Below are 19,802 nucleotides of genomic sequence, written 5' to 3'. Positions count from 1 at the left end.
TAGCGGCCCCTGACACAAAAAACTCATATTGTTTGCATCTTCCGCTATAATCATTTTTATATGGATCATGGCTCAGCTTGCTCATCAGTTTGATCTCAATAGACTTCAGGCCTTCGTCACTGTTGCGGAAGAAGGTTCGATTACAGCCGCAGCGGAAAGACTTGGCGTTGCACAACCGGCACTCTCGGCTTCTATCCGGCGACTTGAGGCTGATCTCGGCCTGACACTCTTCGACCGGTTGGCCCGGGGTGTTGCTCTGACCCCTGCCGGGCGCCATTTGCTGCCGCAGGTCTACGAGGTTTTCGGTATCCTTGGAACGCTCAGTTCAGAACTCAAGCAGATTGCCACTGAACCTTCCGGGGATGTTTCCATCGGCCTGCCGCCGTCAACAGCAGCGGTTCTGACACAGCCCTTGCTGCGCCGCCTGACAGAGAGATTCCCGAAAGTATCTCTGCGTCTCGTGGAGGCCATGTCCGGATATCTCCACGACTGGATTTCAGCCGGTGAACTGGACATTGCGATCACTTTCAATGAGGTGGAGACGGATACGGTCATTAGTCAACCGCTGATGAAGGAAGAGATGGTTCTCATCGGGGCATCGGATGCGATGCGCGGCATCCCGGATCCTTTTCCGTTCACGCGGCTGGCCGAACTTCCGATCATCATCACCTCCGGACGGCATTCCTTGCGGAACAACCTCGAGCGCAGAATCGAGGCGTTGGGGCTGAAGATGAACATCCGGTTTGAAATTGACGCAGGCCATCAGCTTGTCCGGCTGGTAAGTTCCGGCGAGGGCTACGGGGTCTTCGCCCGCAGTGCCTTTGTCGAAGAGCTTGCGGCCGGACGTGTCCGCGCCGTCTCTCTTTCTCCCGACTACATCAGGACGGTCTGTCTTAGCTATCATCGCCGCAACAAGGCGGATCCGGTCATCGCAAAGGTGATTGCGGAAATTGAGGATCTGACCCGGGAAATTGCCGGAACGGATCAGTGGCCGATGTCCTGAGAGGCCGCAGTGAAAGGCATCCAGTCCGCAGGCAGGGTCAGATCCGGTGAATGGTCACCTCACTGCCGCAGACCTCACGGGCGATGTCGACGACATGCTGATGGTGTGTCAGGTAGATGGCCTGGCCGGTGCGCCCGATCGTGCTCATGACTTTGCAGGCCGAGCGGGTGCGGCTTTCATCGAAGGTTTCAAAGATATCATCACAGAAAAACGGCAGGCAGAGGTTCTGGCTGGCCAGCTGCTGATAGGCGGCTGCGCGTAGGGCCAGATAGAGCTGGAATCGGGTGCCCTTGGAAAGTTCCATGGCTTTCTTGGCCGTTCCCCGCGCGTCGATGGCAAGCAGGGCTTCCGTCTTGCCTTCCGGCTGGGTGGTGAGACGGGCATAAGCGCCGTTGGTGAGGTCGGCAAAGGCCTTTTCCGTGGCTTCCATCATGGAGCTGCGATGGGTGTCGCGGTAGCGGCGGATGGCCTCTTCAGCCAGGCTCAGACCATATTGGGTTTCCAGATAGGTAAGCACCGTCTCTTCAAGCGCCAGTTCCAGCGTCGTCTTGCGCTCGACCAACCGGGCAACCTCGCCGTCGCCGGAGACGGCAGCAAGATCCCGTTGGGCATTTGAGCGCCGCTCGATCGCTTGCTCCAATTGCTGGTCTGCCCGGTTCAGATCTTCATCGATCAGGGATAGGGCAGCGGTCAGATCCGTCTCGGTCTTGTCCTCCAGGCGCAGCTTGGCATCCTCGAGGCTTCCGATCAGGCCCTGAAGAGAGGACGTCAGGTCATCCAGCCGTTTCCGCTTTTCGATGACCTCTCCTGCCAGGCTGACAGCGCTCCTGAGGCTTTGAAGGCTCCCGGTCGCGACCCTGTCGGGGAAGGCTTCTGCCAGAACCAGCCGCTTGCCGTCGATCTCACGCAGTACGGTCTCTGCTGCGGCAAGCCCTGACCTGGCAGCTTCAAGCCGTCGCCCAAGTTCCACATAGGTGTCTTCGGTCTTCTGGGCGGCTTTCGCCAGCTCTTGCAGCTGGCCATAGGTTGCCGCGGGTGTTTCGGACAGCCGGAGGCCAGCTTTTTGCGCGAGATCTGAAACCTCGCGGGAAAAGTCCGCCTGGTCTGCTTCCATGCTCTCTATCTGGCGGGTCAGTCCCGATCGGGTCAGCTCCAGCTCCCGAAGGCTGCGCAAGGGCTGAAGCGACTGGACCAGCAGATCCGTGTCGACCGGCGCCTGAAAACTTTCAGCGGCCAAAGCCTGCCAGCTGGAGTTCGCAGCCAGCTTGGCTGCCTTCAGCTCGTTGATCCGTTGCTGATGGCGCTCGACCGCAGTCTCTTGAGACTTCAGGGCGTCTTCTGCCGACTTCCGCTCGTCTTCCCGGTTGCGTTCGTCCTGCAAGCGGCGGCGGGCCTCCGAAACCAGGGTCTGAAAATCTCCTGTTTCAAGGGTCAGGAGGGGACGAAGGTCTGCGGCAAGACGATTGGCACTCGCCAAGGTCTCTTCATGTTCCTGGGAAAGCCGCTCCCAAGTGCGTTGAGCCTTGGAGGCAAGGTCACGTTTCGCCACCCACTGCGCCAGAAGCTTCGGCGGGACCGGGCTCTTGAAGCCGAAGGCGCGTGCATGCCCGTCCGCCGTGGCAAGCAGAGCGGTCGCCTCTTCTTCAAGCCTCGCAAGTCTCTCCTTGTAGGCAGAATACCGGGCTTGCAACTCGATCCGGCGCTGCTCTTCGCCGCGCAGCTGACCGAGTTCTGCCGCGTGATCAAGACGCAGGCTGCTTGTCTTGTCGAGGCTTTCCATGGCGGCTTCGAAGGCATTTGCCGTGGTCGGGCTGAGGTCTGACTTGTGAACGCTCCAAAGCCGGTCCCGCTCGTCCCTTGCAGACTTGGCATGGTCATCGTCGATCAGGCCGGATGCAGATGTCAGATGTTCAATCTTGAGGCCAAGTGCTGCGAGGTCCCGCTGACTTTCCGAACAGCGCTCTGCGCAAGTCTGGCGCTGGCTTTCAACGCCGTCGTGGGCTCGGGCAAGCTCTTCTGCTTCCGTCAGTGACAGGCCTGACGCCGGTACCGCGTCAAAGGTCTGGCCTGCCATTGCCAGATCCGCAAGGGTCTCATCCCGTGCCGTCGCTGCAGATTTCAGTGCTTCCGTCGCGCTTGCAAAGCGGGGGGCGAGACTGTCGATGGCATAGCGTTGAAGCAATGGGCCGACGGGCGTATTGGCGGTGTCTGCCGTTTTGAGTTCTGCCTGCCGCTCCTGGGCGTGGCGCAAACGGAGTTCCGCCTCCTTGAGCTGCTCCCCTTCCCTTTCAAGTTGGAGAGTGAGATCCCGCAAGGTCTGGCGGGTGTCTTCGAGCTTTTGAAGCTGTGCTTCGGTGACCACGAGTGTGACCGGATCTGTGCCTTCGGGAACCTGCAGATCCCGTGCTGAGCGCGCCATATCCGCATGGGTCTCCGCCAGAGACTTGCGGCGTTTCTCCAGATCCAGTTGTGCCGTGGAGTAGCGGGCGCTGAGGGAGGCAAGGGCTGCCAGCTCGCTCTGGAGGGTCTGGTGAGACGGGTTCCGGACAAGGCCCGCCTGCTCTTCCGTCAGAGTTGCTATTTCTGCTTCCAGCCGGTCCTTGTCACCAAGGAGCCTGTTCTGCCGGGTCAGGAGCTCAACAAGATCCTCAGGATTGACTTCAAGCTGGCGGGGGAAGTCCTCATGATCTGCGAGTGCGTCTGTGAGGTTCTGGATCTCGCTCAAGAGAGGCAGGGCCGATTTTTCAGAGCTCAGAATGGCCTTTTGATCATGAAGGCTTTTTCGTTGACTGCGAAGGTCGGCTTCCTCCTGGCGCGCTGTCTCAAGTGCCTGTTTCAGCTTCTTGTAGGCGCTTGCGGGAATATCCAGATCCTTGATCTGCTGATCAACGTCTGCCAGCTCCTTCTTGAGCCGCGCGACCTCTGTGGAGCTGGCCCTTTTCCTGTAGAGGCTGTCGGCCTTCGACCGGAACTGGTCAAGCACACCGGTCAGGTCGCTGACGCCAGCTGCGGCTGAAAAAAGCAGCCGGCCGATGTCCCCATTGCTGGCGACAATCTCGTCGCCGCCCTTTTCGATGGTCTCGTCATCGAGGCACAGGAGCTGGCGGTAATCGGTTTCCGACAAGCTGCCGAGATGGGCCTGGATGGCCGCTTCCGGCAGGATCATGTCATTGGCATCACGGAGCGACCCGTCCCGGGTGGAGAGACGTGTCAATTCAAGGCGCTGGCCGTTCACATCCAGAACACCTGAAACCTTGAGGTTCTTGCGCTGATGCAGGAAGCCGTAAGGGTCGATATGCGGAAAACCATAGAGAAGCCGCAGGAACCCTTCCATGCTGGTGGTCTTGCCGGCTTCATTCGGCCCATAGATGACATGGAAATCCGGGCGGTCTGGTGTTGCATCGCCAAAGTCATAGGACTTTGCGGAGAAATGGCCGAACAGGTCGAGGGTCAGGGAGCGCAGGCGCATCATTCGCTCGCCCCCTTCATGGCTGCCAAAATGGTTTGTGCGCCCGCGCTTGAAAGATCCGTAGAGAGCTGTCTGGCTGCAGCTTCGTCCGGAAGTAACTCGGCGCGTCTCCTGACCGGAATCTCGGCGCTGACCCCTTCCAGAAGTTCGCTCATTTGAGCCTGAAAGCCAGGCTCTGTGCGAATGGAAGCCATGAGTTTTTCAAGTTCGGCGACGGCTGAAGACGCCGCCGTTTCCGCTCCGGGATCGCTCAGATCAATTTTCAGCTTCTCGATCCAGATCCGGCCTGTGTTGGCAGCAATCTCACCTGCGGTTTCCCGCCAGAGATCCTGATCCCGCAGGATTTGCCATTTGCGTGCCGTGGAGCCCGTCAATGTCAGCCGCAACAGGCCGATGTCCGAGACAAGTCCGGTGCTGAGGTCCTGCAGCCGGGCACGTATGCGGCCGCGAACCTCGTCATCGCTGGTGCAGCCTTCAAGATCGACCTGAAGCTCGCAGAACTCGGCGGCGGAGGTCGGCACTTCGGAAACGGATATCCGCCGCTCTTCGATGGTCAGCAGCGTTGCAGATTTCGGGCCAGCTTCGCCGATGTCCCGTCCCTGCGGGATGCCTGGCATCACGATCCAGGGCGCGCTCGCGTGAACCTGGCGCTTGTGGACATGGCCAAGGGCCCAGTAGTCAAAGCCCATGGCGGAGAGTTCCGATACCGTGCAAGGGGCATAGGTGTCGTGACCCTGGCTGCCGGCGAGCGACGTGTGCAGCATGGCGATGTTGACGGCGTCCTCCTCCGGGGCGCCAAACTTGCTCAACAGGCTTTCGGGAGCATGACGGCCGCTGAAGCTGACGCCGTGGATCCAGATACCGGTCGCCCCCAACTGCTTCTTGCCACCACGGCCATCGAAAACATGGACATTGTCTGGCAGGCTGACTTCACCCGTGACCGGGTTTTCGGCGTCGTGATTGCCCTTGATGTAGAAGACGGCAATGCCTGCGGCCTTCAGCCGGTCGAGTTCAGTCAGCAGAAATGCGCCGGTCTTGGCGCTGCGTTGTGCGCCGTCGAAGAGATCACCGGCAATCAGGAGAGCAGCGACTTCCTCAGTAAGGGCAAAATCGATCAGTTTGGAAAAGGCGGTTCGGGTAGCGGTCTGAACCGCTGACTGTAGGCCTTCCTCGCGCAGGGCAAGCGATTTCAGGGGGGAGTCCAGATGCACATCGGCCGTATGTAAAATCTTGATTGAACTCATTTTTATAAAACTAACTGCCCTGAACCTGATTGTTTCCACCATAGGAGCAGTCAGGATTTCTTGCCAAGCTTGAATTGTACCGGATCTGGCAATTGCAGATTTGTTTTACAAGTTGTTTTCTTGTAAAGTCATTTGACGTGATTTGAGAATGGCTTCCTTATGAAAATCCTGATCATTGCCGATGATCTGACCGGCGCCCTGGACAGCTCCGTCGCCTTTTGCGGACGGGGTCTTTCCGTTGTCTGCGCCCTTTCGCCAGATGCTGTGGCGGAGGCAATCGCCCGGGACCCTGATGTGCTTACAATTTCGGTCAACAGCAGGGAAGGGACTGAAAGTGAAGCCATAAATCGTGTCGAGACCGTCTGGCGACAGTGCCAGAAGCACGACGTATGGGCACAGGCATTTCTTTTCAAGAAGGTCGACAGCCGGTTGAAAGGCCATGTGGCCGCCGAGCTTTCGGTGCTTGCGCCTTTCCGGTCCCGAGTGGCCGTGACACCCGCCATTCCGAAACTTGGACGACTTGTAAAATCAGGCCTGGCTTCCGGCAATGGAATTGCGGTTCCCATTCCCGTGGCTGAAAGAGCGGGCGTGGCCTTCGAAGACGTCATTGATGGAGCGTCCGATGCGGATCTGGACCGTGCCATCGATAAACTTGGAGCCGACACGCTTTTTGTCGGAGCTGCCGGATTGGCCGAGGCACTTGCGCGCAAGTTGGCTCCCCTAGTTCTCAAAGAGCAGCCCGTGCAGATTGAGGCCCCTGCCCTTTTTGCCATTGGCTCGAGAGACCCGATCACTCTTGCCCAGCTGGACCGGCTCAAGGCCACTGATATCGATCGTGTTCTGGCCCCAAATGGTGAAGTCGCATCTGGCATTTCACCAGCGCAGGTTCATGACTGCTTGATCCAGTTGACCGAAGGCGCAGACACAATCTCGGTTCAGACGGCAGCTGAGAGGTTCGCCCTCACCTGTTGCCGTGCCGTCGAGCACATGCGCCCGCGAACGCTGGTTGCCAGCGGCGGTGAGACCGCTGCGGCGATCGCAAAGCATTTGGGTTGCGGTCTGCTGCAGGTCGAGGGAGAGGCATTGCCGGGGCTTCCCGTCTCGCGAATGTTGGATGGACTGCCAGGCATGAGGTTCATCACGAAGTCAGGTGGCTTTGGAGGAGCGGAAACCCTTGTAAGCCTCTACCGGAATTTCATAGTCTTGCCCGCCGACAGTTGAGAAAGCATACGTTTTGAAAAGCGCTTCGCCAAAGGAAACCCGTGACAGGCCAAAGCTGACCCTGGCTGACCGCGTTTATCATTCGCTGTACAGCCGGATCACCAATGGTGAATACCCGCTGAACCAGAAACTTCCCTCCGAGCACACCCTGTCGGAGGAGTTCGGCGTTTCGCGTCCGGTTCTGCGCATGGCCCTTGAAAAGCTGCGGACGGAAGGCGTCATCTATTCGCGCCAGGGTGCGGGAAACTATGTTCGCGCGGCTTCCGCCAATCCGGTCGGCTTCGCCAAGGTGCAGAACCTTGCGGATGTGCAGCGGTGCTACGAGTTCCGGATCACCATCGAAACGGCAGCAACCCGGTTTGCGGCAGAGCGGAGGGACACCGCCTCCCTTAATGAAATCCGGGATGCTCTTGACCTGATGCGGGCTGCCACGGGCAGTCATCAGCACCGGGAAGATGCTGATTTCACCTTCCATCTGTCCATCACCAAGGCCTCGAACAACCATTATTATGAAGCCGCGGTGCGGGCGCTCCGGGAGCACATCTATGTCGGCATGAAAATGCACGGCCAGTCGCTAATGACCGATGGCTCAAAGGCGCTGGAAACGGTGCTTGAGGAACATACCGGAATTTATGAGGCGATCCGCGATCAGGACGGTGACCTGGCGGAGGCTCGCATGCTCGCTCATCTCGAGCATTCCCGCGACAGGCTCTTTGGCAGCGGCCTTCTCGATCTGAGGATGCGGGAGAAATAAAAAAGGCGCCCCCTGATCACAGAGGGCGCCTTTTTCAATTGCTGTCCGGATCCGTCAGGAGCGGCCGGATGCCAGCTTCCCGGCATAGTCGAGAGCTGCCAGCATGTTGACGTGGTTGGCCTTGCCGGTGCCTGCGATGTCGAACGCGGTGCCGTGGTCGACGGAACAACGATCAATCGGCAGGCCGAGCGATACGTTGACCGCTGTATCGAAGGCGATCAGCTTGATCGGAATATGACCCTGATCGTGATACTGCGCGATCACGAGGTCGAAGGCGCCGGTGTTGGCCCGGTGATAGACCGTGTCCGCCGAGATCGGACCCTGGACATTGATGCCTTCTGCCTGGGCCAGCTTCACGCCCGGGGTGATCTGCTCATCATCTTCGCGGCCGAACAGGCCGTTCTCACCGCAATGCGGATTGATGCCCGCCACTGCGATGCGCGGGTTTTCGATGCCCATGCGCTTCAGGTGCTTGTGACCGGTGCGGATGGTTTCGAGAACTCGTTCCGGCGTTGCCCGTCCGATTGCATCCTTCAGGGACACGTGGGTGGAAACATGGAGAACGTTGAGCGTCGGCGATGCCAGCAGCATCCAGCTGGACTTGGACTTTGTCAGATGCGCCAGCATGCCGGTGTGACCATCGTAATGGTGGCCGGCTGCGTTGAGCGCTTCCTTGTTGATCGGAGCGGTCACGATGCCTGCAGCGGTCCCTGCCATGGTCAGTTCGACCGCCTTTTCGATGTAGCGGAATGAGGCTTCGCCGCAGGCAGGAGACAGAACTCCGAACTTGCCGGGCAGACCTTCAACAGCCACATGGATCACGGCCAGGTCATCCGGTCCGATGTCTGAGCCATGAACGACCAGCTTCAGAGACAGGCCGCACGCCTTTACTGCCCGTTCCAGGGTGGGCATGTCGCCAATCACCGCATAGCGTGCGCGTTCCGGCGCGGCCAGCGAAGCCATGGCCTTAACCGTCACCTCGGCACCGACGCCCGACGGGTCTCCCATGGTGATGACAATCGGCTTCTGGGTCATGTGTATCTCCAGTTCGAGGCTTCCTGCCGGTTTCCTGGCCGCCTCGTTAATTCAGATGTTCTTGGCGTTCAGGCAGCGGGCAGGCATGCCGCCACCGATCAGGGTCTTGATGTCTTCGATTACCATCAGGCCCACATTCTCCAACGCTTCCAGCGTGTCGGCCCCTGAATGCGGGGTGAAGACAGCGTTAGGATGGGAGAAAACCGGATGATTGATCGCTGGCGGCTCCTGGACATAGGCGTCGATGGCAACGCCGCCGAGATGGCCACTGGCGAGGCTTTCGGCTACAGCGTCGAGATCGACAACCTCTCCGCGCGCCAGATTGATGAGCTTCGCACCGGGCTTCATCAGGCCGAGGCTGTCCCGGTTGATCAGGGCAGCGTTGTCTTTTCCGCCGAAGACATGCAGCGAGACATAGTCCGATTGGGCCAGAAGCTCTTCCAGTGACAGGAAGCGGATGCCATTGGCTGCCGCGAAGGCCTCGTCCGGGTACATGTCGCTGGCGACAACCTGCATTCCCAGACCAAGCGCGAGCTTGGCCAGTCTCTTGCCGATGTTTCCAAGTCCGACGATGCCGAGGGTCTTGCCGCCAAGCTGGCTGCCGATCCGCCGCTCCCATCCACCGGAAGTCACGCTTGCGTGGCCCTGCGGAATGAACCGCGCCATGGAGAACATCAGACCGACAGCAAGTTCAGCCACCGCATCCGCATTTGCGGCAGGCGTATTGCAGACCGGAAGACCCTTCGCCGTGCAGGCCGGGATATCGATGTTGTCGACACCCACGCCATGCTTGATGACAGCTTTCAGCTTGTCAGCACCTTGCAGGGTTTCGCCGGTGACGGGCACGAGGCCCACCACCAGAAAGTCCGCCCGGCCAATATTCGCTGCCACTTCGGCAGCATCGACGCAGCGGATGAATTCCCACCCGGCTTCTTCAATCAGCGCCGGAACCTTGCCGTGCTTTCCAAAACCCGGAGATGTCGTGACGACAACGGTCATTTCAGCAGGTCCCGCTTCTTCAGGATCTCGACGATCTTCGCGTCCTGTGCAGCATCCGGCAGAAGCGCCGGCTGGCGGGACAGACCGACAGAGCTGTCGTTCATGAAGAGCGCGCGCTTGACCAGCGCGGGCGGGAAACCAAGAGCATAGAGATCAACGCGCAGGCCGGCGAAGTTCTCCTGCGCTGCCTTGGCTGCATCCATGTCGCCTTCGTTGAAGCCCTTGATGATCTGCGCCAGCAGTTCCGGAGCAACGTTGCCGAGACCAGACACGACGCCAGCGCAGCCCTGTTCCAGACCCCAGAGAACCAGATGGTCCGGTGCACAATAGACTTCGAAGTTGCCGACTTCCTTGGCAACGGCAAGGTATTCCAGAACCGTTTCGGTGGAGCCGCCGGAGTCCTTGATACCTGCAATGTTCGGGTGCTGGGCCAGAACCTTGGCCGTGGCCGGTTCGATGTGGTTCTGGGTGCGGGCCGGAATGTCATAGAGGTAGATCGGGGTCTTCACCGCATCGGCGATGGTGGTGAAGTGACGGATCAGACCATCCTGGGTGCAGGCGATGAAGTAAGGCGTGATGACCGCGATGCCGTGCAGGCCCATGTCGTCCACGGCCTTTGCAAGCTGAAGCGTCTCAAAGGTCGACGGGCAACCAACGTTGGCGATCACCTTCACCTTGCCGCCGACTTCTTCCATGACTTCACGGGTCAGACGGATCTTTTCCTCGTGGGTCAGGGCCGAAAAGTCACCATTGGTGCCGCAGACCATCAGGTCGTTGCCAGCGGCGACCTGGCGGCGCACTTGTGCGCGGGTCGCCTCATAGTTGATCGTCTCGTCCTCATTGAAGCAGGTGACGAGGGCGACATGGGCATTGCGGGACATAGATTACTCCGTAATTTCAGGGCGCGCGTTGGACTTGCGGGCCAGCGCTTTCGCGACCATCGGCCAGCCAAGTGACAGCACGGTGAGCGCGAGAAACAGAAGGGTGATCGGACCGGACAGGAATTCGGTCAGATTGTCGCCGGCCTGCAGCAGACCGCGGCGCAGGTTCGCTTCCAGCATCGGCCCGAGGATGAGGGCAATACACAGAGCTGCCTGAGAGAAGCCGAATTTCTGCATTCCCCAGCCGAGCACACCGAAGCCGACCATTGTGTAGAGGTCCACCGGGTTCAGGTTGATCGAGAACGAACCGATGAAGCAGAAAAGAACGATGGAGATGGTCAGCATGCGGCGGGGGACCATCAGGATCTTTGAGAAGACCGGGATGAGTGCCATGCCGAAGATGAACATGAAGATCGTTGCGATGAAAGTGCCGCCGAAGATGCCGACAACGACGTCCGGATTGGTCTGGAACAGCATCGGTCCCGGAGCAAGGCCCTGGATCATCAGGCCGCCCATCAGAACGGCGGTCACCACGTCACCAGGTACGCCCAGAGCGAGGAGCGGAATGAGAGCTGCGGCGCAAACGGCGTTGTTTGCACTTTCGGTCGCGGCAATCCCCGGCATGTGGCCCGTGCCGAATTTCTCGGGCGTCTTGGAAGAACGGCGCGCTTCGTTATAGGCAATCCACGAAGCAGTGCCGGAACCGGTACCGGGGATGATCCCGATCAGAGTGCCGATGAACGAGCCACGGATCAGGGCCGAGCGGCTTTCCTTCATATCTGCCCAGGACGGCCAGCGGTTCTTGACCAGAGTAACCGGCGGCTCCTTGCTGGCAAGACGCTCGATCTGGGTGAAGACCTCGGACAGAGCGAAAAGGCCGATCAAGGCAGGGGTGAAGGCAAAACCAGAAGCAAAGCCCTGAATGCCAAAGGTGAAACGGGAGATGCCGGAAATCGGATCTGCGCCGACGCAGGAGATGAGGATGCCGAGCAGTCCCGAAATCGCGCCCTTCAGAATGTCTCCGGACAGCGAGGCGATGATCGTCAGGCCAAAAAGGGCAAGCGCGAAATACTCAGGCGCCCCGAATTCCAGTGCGATCCCTGCGAGCTGCGGTGCGAGGGTCGCAAGAACGACTGCCGCAATGAGGCCGCCAATGGTCGAGGCGATTGTCGCCATGCCGAGCGCCTTGCCCGCATGGCCCTTTTGAGCCATCGGATAGCCATCAAGAACGGTTGCGGCAGACGCGGGCGTGCCGGGCGTACGCAACAGAATGGAAGAAACACAGCCGCCGTAAATGCCGCCGATATAGATACCGATCAGCATGTTCAGCCCCATTACCGGGGCCATGCCGAAGGTCATCGGGATCAGGAGGGCAACGCCCATGGTCGCGGTGAGACCGGGCAATGCACCGATAATCAGGCCGCCAAGGGTTCCAAGCGCAATGGTCCAAAGCACGTCGAGCTGGGCCAAAGGTGCGAGATACGACAAGGTTTCCATATTAGACCGGCTGCATGAGGGCGCTGCCCTTCAGATGAGTTTGAAGGCCGGAGCGGTGTGCCGCTCCGGCCGGATGACTTGTAGTGTGGCTTACTTGTTCATGCCCAGGAGACCGAGGTCTTCCAGCACAGCCTTGGACATTGCGCTGTCCTTCTTGACGCGCGCTTCGAAGGCCGGGCCATCTTCGTAGGTCACGAATTCACCCATTTCGGTCATCTTTGCGATGAAGGCCGGATCGCTGGCCACTTCCTTGACAGCATTGCGGAGCCAGTCGAGATCGGCTGCCGGAATGCCCTTGGGAGCAAAGAGACCCTTGTAAGACGACCAGGTGAAGTCGACGCCCTTCTCGACTGCGGTCGGCGTGTCCGGGAACAGGTCGATACGCTTGTCTTCCATGACGAAGAGCGGGGTCATCTGACCGGCGTCGGCAGCAGTCTTTGCTTCTGCAGGGGAGGCAACCATGGCATCGATGTGGCCACCGATGCAGGCCGTGCGGGCTTCAGAGGAACCGCCAAACGGAATGGACTCGATCTTGATCCCGGCTGCCTTTGCAAAAGCTTCTGCGGAAACATGGTTCGCTCCGCCTGCGCCCGAGTTGCCGATCTGCGGTGCCTTGGTCTGGGCATAGGCCATGAAGCTGTCATAGTCGTTGAAGGGCGCATCCTTGCAGGCAACCAGAAGCTGGAGCGAGCGGGAGAACAGGCCAACGAACTCGAAGTCGTCAACCGTGTAATCCGCACCGCCGACATGCGGCAGGATCGCGATCGGCCCTTGGGCGCCAGCGCCGAGAGTGTAGCCGTCCGGACGGGCATGTACCGCGGCCGAAGTGCCGATGCCGCCGCCGCCGCCTGGCTGGTTGCGGACAACGGTACGAAGACCGTCAAACTTGCTTTCCAGCGCATCGGCAACAACGCGGATGCCGAGATCGGTCGAACCACCTGCGGAATAAGGAACGATGATCTGAATCGGGCGTTCCGGGAAATCAGCGAGAACCGGAGTTGCTGCCCCAAGGGTCAAGGCGATTGCTGCTACAGTAGTCTTGAACATGATAATTCCTCCCATTGAAGTTTTGAGTGTCACGGCAGCCAGACGGCCAGAAGTTCCGTGAAGCCGTAATAGACAGCGGTGGTCATGATCACCGGGAAGCCCAGCAGAACGAGGATCTTGCGCTCGCCGATCAGCCACAGGCCGGCAAAGGAAGCGACAAGAGTCGAGGGGATGTATCCCACCGGGTAGAAGGCCGCGGCATAGGCAACGAGCAGGACCGCGAAGGCCGCAAGCTTGAGCAGGCCGCCACGATCCGGCAGGTTTTCGGTCGAGAGCGAGCCAGGCAGGCCGCTGCTCCGGAGGCCGCGCACGATGAGAACGAGCGACAAGATGGAAACCGCTCCAATCATCAGCCAGGGCACAAAGGAAGGCCCGGCGATGGTCGATGAGACGACCTGCTTGATCTGGAGCGTGCGCCAGGTTGCGAAAGCGCAAAAGCCGAGAAGCCCCGCGCCGATCCATATGTCAGCTTTGGAATGCTGGGCAGTGGACATCATTCCTCCCAAAGGACCTGCCAAGTTTTGCAAGACCATGACGATGGCCTGACAACTTGTCAACTAAATTTGCGAGAAAATACCCTGAGAAAATTTGATCTATCTTTTACGGCGCTTTCTGATTTTGCCGTTCTTGAGTGCTGGCTTCTGAAAAATCTCGGCATTTCTGCGGAATAATTGATTATATCGATTGAATTTAGCCGGACTGATGCTGAGAGGTTTCAAGTGTGTTTGTTGTAAATTGAAATTGACAAGCAAATTTACAAGTGACTAGATGCGGTCCGATTTCTGCAATCAAAAACCGATGATTGCAATGTGCTACATATGCGGAGGTACCATGCAATCACTTGATGCAGCGCTGACAATGCAGCGCCCGGCTGAAGTCTATTTTGGCGCAGGAACGCTGGAAAACCTTGCCGTTTGGGTTCGCCAAAAAGGCTTCAAGCGGCCCTTCGTTGTGGCCGATCCTGTGAATGCGGCGCGCCTGGCTGTGTTGGGGCTCGATTCCCCTGCCGTCTTCGGTGAGGTCGTTCCGGAGCCCGATACGCATAACTTGTCAAAAGCTGTGAAGGCAGCTGGCGATGCGGATCTGATTATCGGGTTTGGTGGCGGTTCCGCCATGGATCTGGCCAAGCTTGTGGCCGTTCTTGCCGGAACGAATCTTGCCCTGTCCGACATCTCCGGCCCCAACCGCGCTCCGGCGCGCAAGGTCGGTCTGGTTCAGATTCCGACCACTGCCGGAACCGGTTCGGAAGTCGGCACGCGTGCATTGGTCACCGATCCTGACACGCTCGCAAAGGTTGCGAGCGAAAGCCTCAACATGCTTGCGGATCTGGCCATTATCGATCCTGTCCTGACCCTGTCCGTGCCGCCGGCAGTGACAGCGGCCACCGGCGTCGATGCCATGGCGCATTGCGTCGAGGCCTTTACGTCCAAGCGGTCGCATCCCCTGATCGATTCCTATGCGCTTCAGGGCATTCAACTCGTCGGAAAATATCTCAAGCGCGCAGTCGATGATGGTAGCGATGTGGAAGCGCGCGCCGGTCTTGCCCTTGCCGCCTTTTACGGTGGGGTGTGTCTGGGGCCCGTCAACACCACCAGCGGTCATGCGGTCGCCTATCCGCTCGGCACACGTCACAAGCTGCCGCATGGCATCGCCAATGCGCTGATCTTTCCGCATACGCTTGCGGCGAATGCCGAGGCTGAACCGGCAAAGACCGCTGCCATCTGCACTGCGCTTGGCGTTCCCGCCGAGGGCAAGGATGCCGTTCGAAGCGCCGCGATCCAGTTCTGCCAGAGCCTGGGTCTCGACATGCGCCTTTCCGCGCATGGTGTACCGCAAGACGACCTCCCCCGAATGGCAGAGGATGCGCACAAGATCCGGCGGTTGCTGGATTGGAACCCTGTCGATCTCAGCGAGCAGGATATCCTGCAGATTTACCGGGATGCATTCTGAGGCAAGTCAGCCTCTAATTGTCCGTAGATCAAGGGCTCTCGGGAAACTGGGGGCCCTTTTGCGTTTCTACGACAAATCGAACAGGCCTTTGCCGGGAGGTTTTCCGCCAGCTTGAACTGTCAGAAGAAGATCAGCGCGTCCGTGCATTTATTGATGAGCTGCGCGGCTATGGACTGCGTTTGCTTATGGTATCCAAACCGGCCGCTTCGCCAGAGAGCATTCTTATGGCTCTGGCGAGGCGGCACGGTCTCGATCCTTCGAAATTTGCGTCGAATTTGGGAACGGGCACCTAGCTAGACGACCCCTCCGTCTACAATCAACGTTTGACCGGTGATCATTCTGGCTCCGGATGAGGAGAGCCATAGAACGGACTGAGCAATGTCTTCCGGGGTGATAATGTCCTTGAGACATTGGATCTGATGCGTTTCGGCTATCCATGCGTCAGTCAGTTTGGCATTCACCCGTTCGGTGACCACCCGGCCTGGCGCAATTGCATTGACCCTGATGTTTTTTGCCCCAAGGTCGCGGGCCAGACCCTTGGTCAGACCGATGATTGCAGATTTGGCCGCATGATAGGCGGTTAGGTTCCCGGCGAGTTTCATCCAGGCGGTGGAGGACATGTTGACGATGGCGCCCCCACCGGCCTCAGTCATGCCTGGCGCTGCAAGACTGCTCAGGATGGCTTGATGATCGAGGTTCAGCATCATCATCTCACGCCAAACTTCAGGTGACTGGTCCTCCAGAGAGATGCGCCTGTCAACGCCTGCATTGTTCACCAACACGGTAACCGGACCGCGATGTTCCGTAGCTTGCTCAAAGGCAGTCCGGATTGCACCGGTCTCGACCAGATCCAGCGTGATCGGAGAGATCGACCCACTCTTGAGAGGTTCGGTTGAGAGGTCAACCTCGGCCCGGTCTACTGCGGTGACATGGGCGCCTTGTCTGGCGAAAGCCAGGGCCACTGCCTTGCCGATGCCTGCGGCAGCGCCAGTGACCAGTACGTGCCGGCCGGCGAATTCGGAATATTGCACGGTCAAACTGCCACCTCAGCTACCTCTTGTCCGGGCACATCCATCCGGATCGAAAACAGGCCGCCAGACAAGGGAGCCTCTTCCAGAACACTGGCAGGAAGCCGGATCGAGGCCGTCGTGATGTAAAGGGTTTTCTTGTCTTCTCCGCCGAAGCAGCAGCAGGTGGGGCGCGGTACGGGCATATCGATTTCACGGACAAGTTTGCCCTTCGGGTCGTATCCGGCAACCCGCCAGCCGTCCCAGAGAGCGATCCAGACTGTGCCTTCGCTATCGACGGCCAGACCGTCCGGCTTGCCCTCTGAGGGAGAGAATTGCAAGAAGACCCGCCGGTTGGAAAGGGTCCCCCGCTCCAGATCAAAATCATAGGCAAAGACGACGCCCAGGCCGGAGTCTGTGAAATAGAAGGTTCTATCGTCCGCACTCCAGCCAAGTCCGTTGGAGACCTGAAACCCACCATCGACTGCCCTTGCTCTGGTTGGAGTATCAAAGCAATAGAGAGACCCTGATGGCATCGAGGCATCGAGGCTCATGGTTCCAGCCCAGATGCGCCCTGCCCTGTCCGTCTTGGCATCGTTGAAACGGTTGGAAGGCAAGTGGGCTTCCGGATCGTAGATTGGATCGAGTGCGCCATTGGTCAGGTTCAGCTTTTCAAGGCCGTTCTGGGTGATGGCGAGGATCGTTCCATCATTGGCCGGCAGGACTGCGGAAACCAGTCTTGGCGCCGGGTGCATTGCGGTGCCTGTTCCGGCGGGATCGAAGACCCTCGTGGCGGGAGCCGCGATGTCCACCCAGCGCAGCAAGTTGCTGCGCCTGTCCCAGACAGGCCCCTCCCCCACGATCGCGCCAGCCGCCTGAATACACTCGAGCGCTTCTTCAACATGGAGATGGCGCCGGGGATTTGAGGAAATGCTCACGCTTGCCGTACCGATGTTGCCCATGACACGGCGAGCAGCCTCCATCAGGTCGCGGCCAACGATATGCCGCTGTTCATGACTGAGAGCACTCTCGTGTGCGGTGACCGCGATGGCTCCTCTCCCCATGCCGGGGGGGCCATGAACCTCGACCGCAATGACTGTCAGACCGGGAATCGAACGGGATTCTGCGATCGAATAGCCTCTGGCGCGGCTGATTGCGATCTCGGACAGGATTTGATGCCGTTCTTCCAGACTGTAGTTATTGAGATAGTTGCCCATCTCGTGAGGGGGCATTGCAGCCAGAATGGCCCGCCCCGACGAACTCTCTGCGACCGGCAGCGTCCGGCCGACTTCGATGTTGACTGCGAGCGGATTGGCGGGCCGGCGCACATCCACATAGATGACGTGGTCACCTTCATGGGCGACCAGAGAGACGGTTTGTCCGAGGCTCGCTGACAGCCGTGTGAGTTCGTGCTCAGCGGCACTGCGCAGATCGAATGCAGATAGCGAACTGCGGCCAAGCTCGATGAAGCGCTTGCCAAGACTGTAGGTCTTGGCCTGTGTATCATGCTTCACGTAGCCAAATTCGACCAATGCTCCCAGCAAACGATAGAGCGTTGCCTTTGGCAGTTTTGTCTGCTTCAGCAGATAGGTCGAACTGCAGGGGTCAGCTGCTTCAGCAATGAGTTCGATCAGCTGAATGCCCTTCACCAGGGTTCCCGCGCCCGGGTAGAGCTTCGCTATGTTGTCGAAGTTCGGCAAGCCCGCTCCTATACAATCGCTTCGTGGGTAACCGTATCGAATATATGAACTTTGCCCTCCGGCAAAGCGATGCGAATGGTTTCTCCATCATGGTAACGGCGATCATCAATTACGCGGGCAAGCATGGTCTTCTTGTCGCGGGCATCCTCGTCGGAAACGATCTCTGTTTCGATGGCATCCGTCTCCTGGCCTTTCGGCGTGGCAAAGTGAAGGATCTTCTCGGTGCCGAGGCTTTCGACGAGGGACAGCGTTACAGGAACGCCGGTTTCCCCCACCTGCAGGTGTTCCGGGCGGATGCCGAAAATGGCCTCCTTTGCCGTCAGTTTTTGTGGGACTTGCCCAAGCGGGATTCTCTGTTCGCCGAAGCGTGTGAAGGCTTTTCCGTTTTCAATTTCGACAGGACCCCGGAAGAAGTTCATTCCGGGAGATCCAATGAACCCGGCGACAAAGAGGTTGGCGGGCTGGGAGAAAAGTTCGTCCGGTGAGCCCACCTGCTGGATGACGCCGCCGCGCATGACCACGATCCGGGTCGCCATGGTGAGCGCTTCCACCTGATCATGGGTGACATAGATCGTGGTGACGCCGAGACGCTTCTGGAGCTTGACGATCTCCGAACGTGTCTGGGTCCGCAGTTTTGCGTCCAGATTTGAAAGTGGCTCGTCCATCAGGAAGGCGCTTGGTTCGCGAACAATGGCACGGCCCAAGGCAACGCGCTGGCGTTGCCCGCCGGACAATGCGCGAGGACGACGGTCCAAATAATCGGTCAGTTCCAGAATTTCAGCGGCTTCATTGACTGCCTTGTCGATATCGGCCTTTGGAACACCACGCATCTTCAGGCCAAAGCCGATGTTCGAGCGGACACTCATATGCGGATAGAGCGCGTAGTTCTGGAACACCATGGCAATATCACGCTTGCCGGGTCCGAGGTCTGTCACATCCCTGCCGCCGATCTCGATGCTGCCGCTTGTGGTCTCCTCGAGGCCGGCAAGCATCTTGAGAATGGTCGATTTTCCGCAGCCGGAGGGACCGACGAATACGCACAGTTCGCCTTCACCCACATGCAGGTTGAAGTCATGTATGGCCTTGAACTGGCCATAGCGTTTTTGAACGTTCTTAAAGTCGATAGTTGCCAAGGTTCTGGCCTTTCCTGGATTACTTTTCGGCACCGGCGGAAAGACCGCCCACCAGATAACGTTCAAGGAACAGATAGACGCCGATGATCGGCACTGCCGCCATCAGGGAGGCAGCCATGATTGTGTTCCAGTCGGTCACGAATTCGCCCTTGAGCGTCGCGATGCCGACGTTCAACGTCCATTTGGATTCGGATGTCGCAAGGAATGTCCGCGCATAGAGGAAATCGGACCAGCTAATGACAAAGGCATAGAGTGCTGTTGCGGCCAGGCCTGGGGAGGCAACGGGCAAAACAATCCTGAACAATGCCCCCAATGGCGAGCAGCCATCGACAAGCGCGGCCTGTTCGAGTTCCGCCGGGATTGTGTCGAAATAGCCCTTGAGCATCCACGTTGCGAAGGGAACGATCAGTGTCGCCTGAGCGATCACGACCGACCAGAGCGAGCCGACAAGACCGAGCGACTTGAAGATCGCGAAAAGGGGAATGACCAGCAATGTCGCGGGCAGCATCTTCGACGTGAGAATGAACAGCCCGAGAGGCTGTCCACCACGCAGGCGGTGCCGGGACAAGGCATAGGCAGCCAGAACGCCGATCGTCAGGGACAGGATCATGGTTGCGGTTGCCACCATGATGGTGTTCCACATCCACAGGCCGAAGGGCTGGGCTGCCAGAAGGTCGGAGAAGACATTCCACTGCGGATCCCGGGGCCAGAAGTTTGGCGGATAGCTGCGCAGTTGTGTCCGAGGGCTGAGTGCTGTCAGAAACATCCAGTAGATCGGGAAGAGCAGGACAACACAGACCGCTGTGACCGTACCGTAAAGAGCAAAGTTGCCGAGAAGAGACCGTTTTTTCATCATGCTCTC

General features: G+C 58.9%; 16 protein-coding genes. 4 read left to right on the top strand and 12 right to left on the bottom strand.

Annotation, left to right across the window (positions count from 1 at the left end; translation table 11 throughout):
- Positions 1–67: 67 nt before the first annotated feature.
- The gene (locus BUA94_RS19655) at positions 68–1,003 is read left to right on the top strand and encodes a LysR family transcriptional regulator (protein WP_073015061.1); all 936 of its coding nucleotides are present in this window, start codon (positions 68–70) and stop codon (positions 1,001–1,003) included.
- A 37-nt stretch (positions 1,004–1,040) separates the two neighbouring features.
- Here BUA94_RS19655 and BUA94_RS19650 read toward each other — a convergent pair whose 3' ends face one another.
- Positions 1,041–4,475 carry an ATP-binding protein gene (locus tag BUA94_RS19650; protein ID WP_084082143.1) on the bottom strand — a complete coding sequence of 1,145 codons (3,435 nt, stop codon included), beginning with the start codon at positions 4,473–4,475 and terminating at the stop codon, positions 1,041–1,043.
- Positions 4,472–5,716, bottom strand: a complete 1,245-nt coding sequence (locus BUA94_RS19645) for a metallophosphoesterase family protein (RefSeq protein ID WP_084082142.1) — start codon at positions 5,714–5,716, stop codon at positions 4,472–4,474. Before BUA94_RS19645 ends, BUA94_RS19650 begins: the two co-directional genes overlap by 4 nt.
- A 159-nt stretch (positions 5,717–5,875) precedes the next feature.
- Here BUA94_RS19645 and BUA94_RS19640 point away from each other — a divergent pair, with 159 nt between their 5' ends.
- Positions 5,876–6,937, top strand: a complete 1,062-nt coding sequence (locus BUA94_RS19640) for a four-carbon acid sugar kinase family protein (protein ID WP_073015060.1) — start codon at positions 5,876–5,878, stop codon at positions 6,935–6,937.
- Between the two features lie 13 nt (positions 6,938–6,950).
- Entirely contained in the window at positions 6,951–7,691 is a 741-nt protein-coding gene (locus BUA94_RS19635; RefSeq protein ID WP_073015059.1) for a FadR/GntR family transcriptional regulator, read from the top strand.
- A gap of 54 nt (positions 7,692–7,745) precedes the next feature.
- Here BUA94_RS19635 and pdxA read toward each other — a convergent pair whose 3' ends face one another.
- The 6 genes from pdxA to BUA94_RS19605 form a co-directional block, all read right to left on the bottom strand.
- On the bottom strand, positions 7,746–8,726 hold the full coding sequence (gene pdxA / locus BUA94_RS19630; protein ID WP_073015058.1) for a 4-hydroxythreonine-4-phosphate dehydrogenase PdxA: 981 nt from the start codon (positions 8,724–8,726) through the stop codon (positions 7,746–7,748).
- A gap of 51 nt (positions 8,727–8,777) precedes the next feature.
- Entirely contained in the window at positions 8,778–9,725 is a 948-nt protein-coding gene (locus BUA94_RS19625; RefSeq protein ID WP_073015057.1) for a phosphoglycerate dehydrogenase, read from the bottom strand.
- Positions 9,722–10,606 (bottom strand): dihydrodipicolinate synthase family protein, encoded by an 885-nt coding sequence (locus BUA94_RS19620; RefSeq protein ID WP_073015056.1) that lies wholly within the window; start codon positions 10,604–10,606, stop codon positions 9,722–9,724. The genes BUA94_RS19625 and BUA94_RS19620 overlap by 4 nt, the downstream gene beginning before the upstream one ends.
- A 3-nt stretch (positions 10,607–10,609) precedes the next feature.
- A complete protein-coding gene (locus tag BUA94_RS19615) occupies positions 10,610–12,103 on the bottom strand; it encodes a tripartite tricarboxylate transporter permease (protein ID WP_073015055.1) in 1,494 nt (497 codons plus the stop codon).
- 90 nt (positions 12,104–12,193) lie between these two features.
- On the bottom strand, positions 12,194–13,150 hold the full coding sequence (locus BUA94_RS19610) for a Bug family tripartite tricarboxylate transporter substrate binding protein (protein ID WP_073015054.1): 957 nt from the start codon (positions 13,148–13,150) through the stop codon (positions 12,194–12,196).
- A 29-nt stretch (positions 13,151–13,179) separates the two neighbouring features.
- Positions 13,180–13,644, bottom strand: coding sequence for a tripartite tricarboxylate transporter TctB family protein (locus tag BUA94_RS19605; protein WP_073015225.1), 465 nt, complete (start codon positions 13,642–13,644; stop codon positions 13,180–13,182).
- A 337-nt stretch (positions 13,645–13,981) separates the two neighbouring features.
- On the opposite strand from BUA94_RS19605, the gene BUA94_RS19600 reads away from it, so the two are divergent.
- Positions 13,982–15,100, top strand: coding sequence for an iron-containing alcohol dehydrogenase (locus BUA94_RS19600; protein ID WP_073015053.1), 1,119 nt, complete (start codon positions 13,982–13,984; stop codon positions 15,098–15,100).
- Between the two features lie 293 nt (positions 15,101–15,393).
- Here BUA94_RS19600 and BUA94_RS19595 read toward each other — a convergent pair whose 3' ends face one another.
- From BUA94_RS19595 to BUA94_RS19580, 4 genes are read right to left on the bottom strand one after another with little or no spacing between them, the layout of a single operon-like run.
- The gene (locus tag BUA94_RS19595; protein ID WP_235860661.1) at positions 15,394–16,131 is read right to left on the bottom strand and encodes an SDR family NAD(P)-dependent oxidoreductase; all 738 of its coding nucleotides are present in this window, start codon (positions 16,129–16,131) and stop codon (positions 15,394–15,396) included.
- A gap of 2 nt (positions 16,132–16,133) precedes the next feature.
- Positions 16,134–17,807 carry an SMP-30/gluconolactonase/LRE family protein gene (locus BUA94_RS19590; protein WP_084082141.1) on the bottom strand — a complete coding sequence of 558 codons (1,674 nt, stop codon included), beginning with the start codon at positions 17,805–17,807 and terminating at the stop codon, positions 16,134–16,136.
- A gap of 8 nt (positions 17,808–17,815) precedes the next feature.
- Entirely contained in the window at positions 17,816–18,940 is a 1,125-nt protein-coding gene (locus BUA94_RS19585) for an ABC transporter ATP-binding protein (RefSeq protein ID WP_073015051.1), read from the bottom strand.
- A gap of 19 nt (positions 18,941–18,959) precedes the next feature.
- Complete coding sequence (locus BUA94_RS19580) at positions 18,960–19,793, bottom strand: carbohydrate ABC transporter permease (protein WP_073015223.1); 834 nt, start codon at positions 19,791–19,793, stop codon at positions 18,960–18,962.
- Between the last annotated feature and the right edge of the window lie 9 nt (positions 19,794–19,802).

Origin of the sequence: Roseibium suaedae, assembly GCF_900142725.1 — a bacterium.
In the GTDB taxonomy this organism is placed as follows: domain Bacteria; phylum Pseudomonadota; class Alphaproteobacteria; order Rhizobiales; family Stappiaceae; genus Roseibium; species Roseibium suaedae.
Note: the sequence above shows the minus strand (reverse complement) of the source record. Positions and strands in the feature narration are given on the sequence as shown.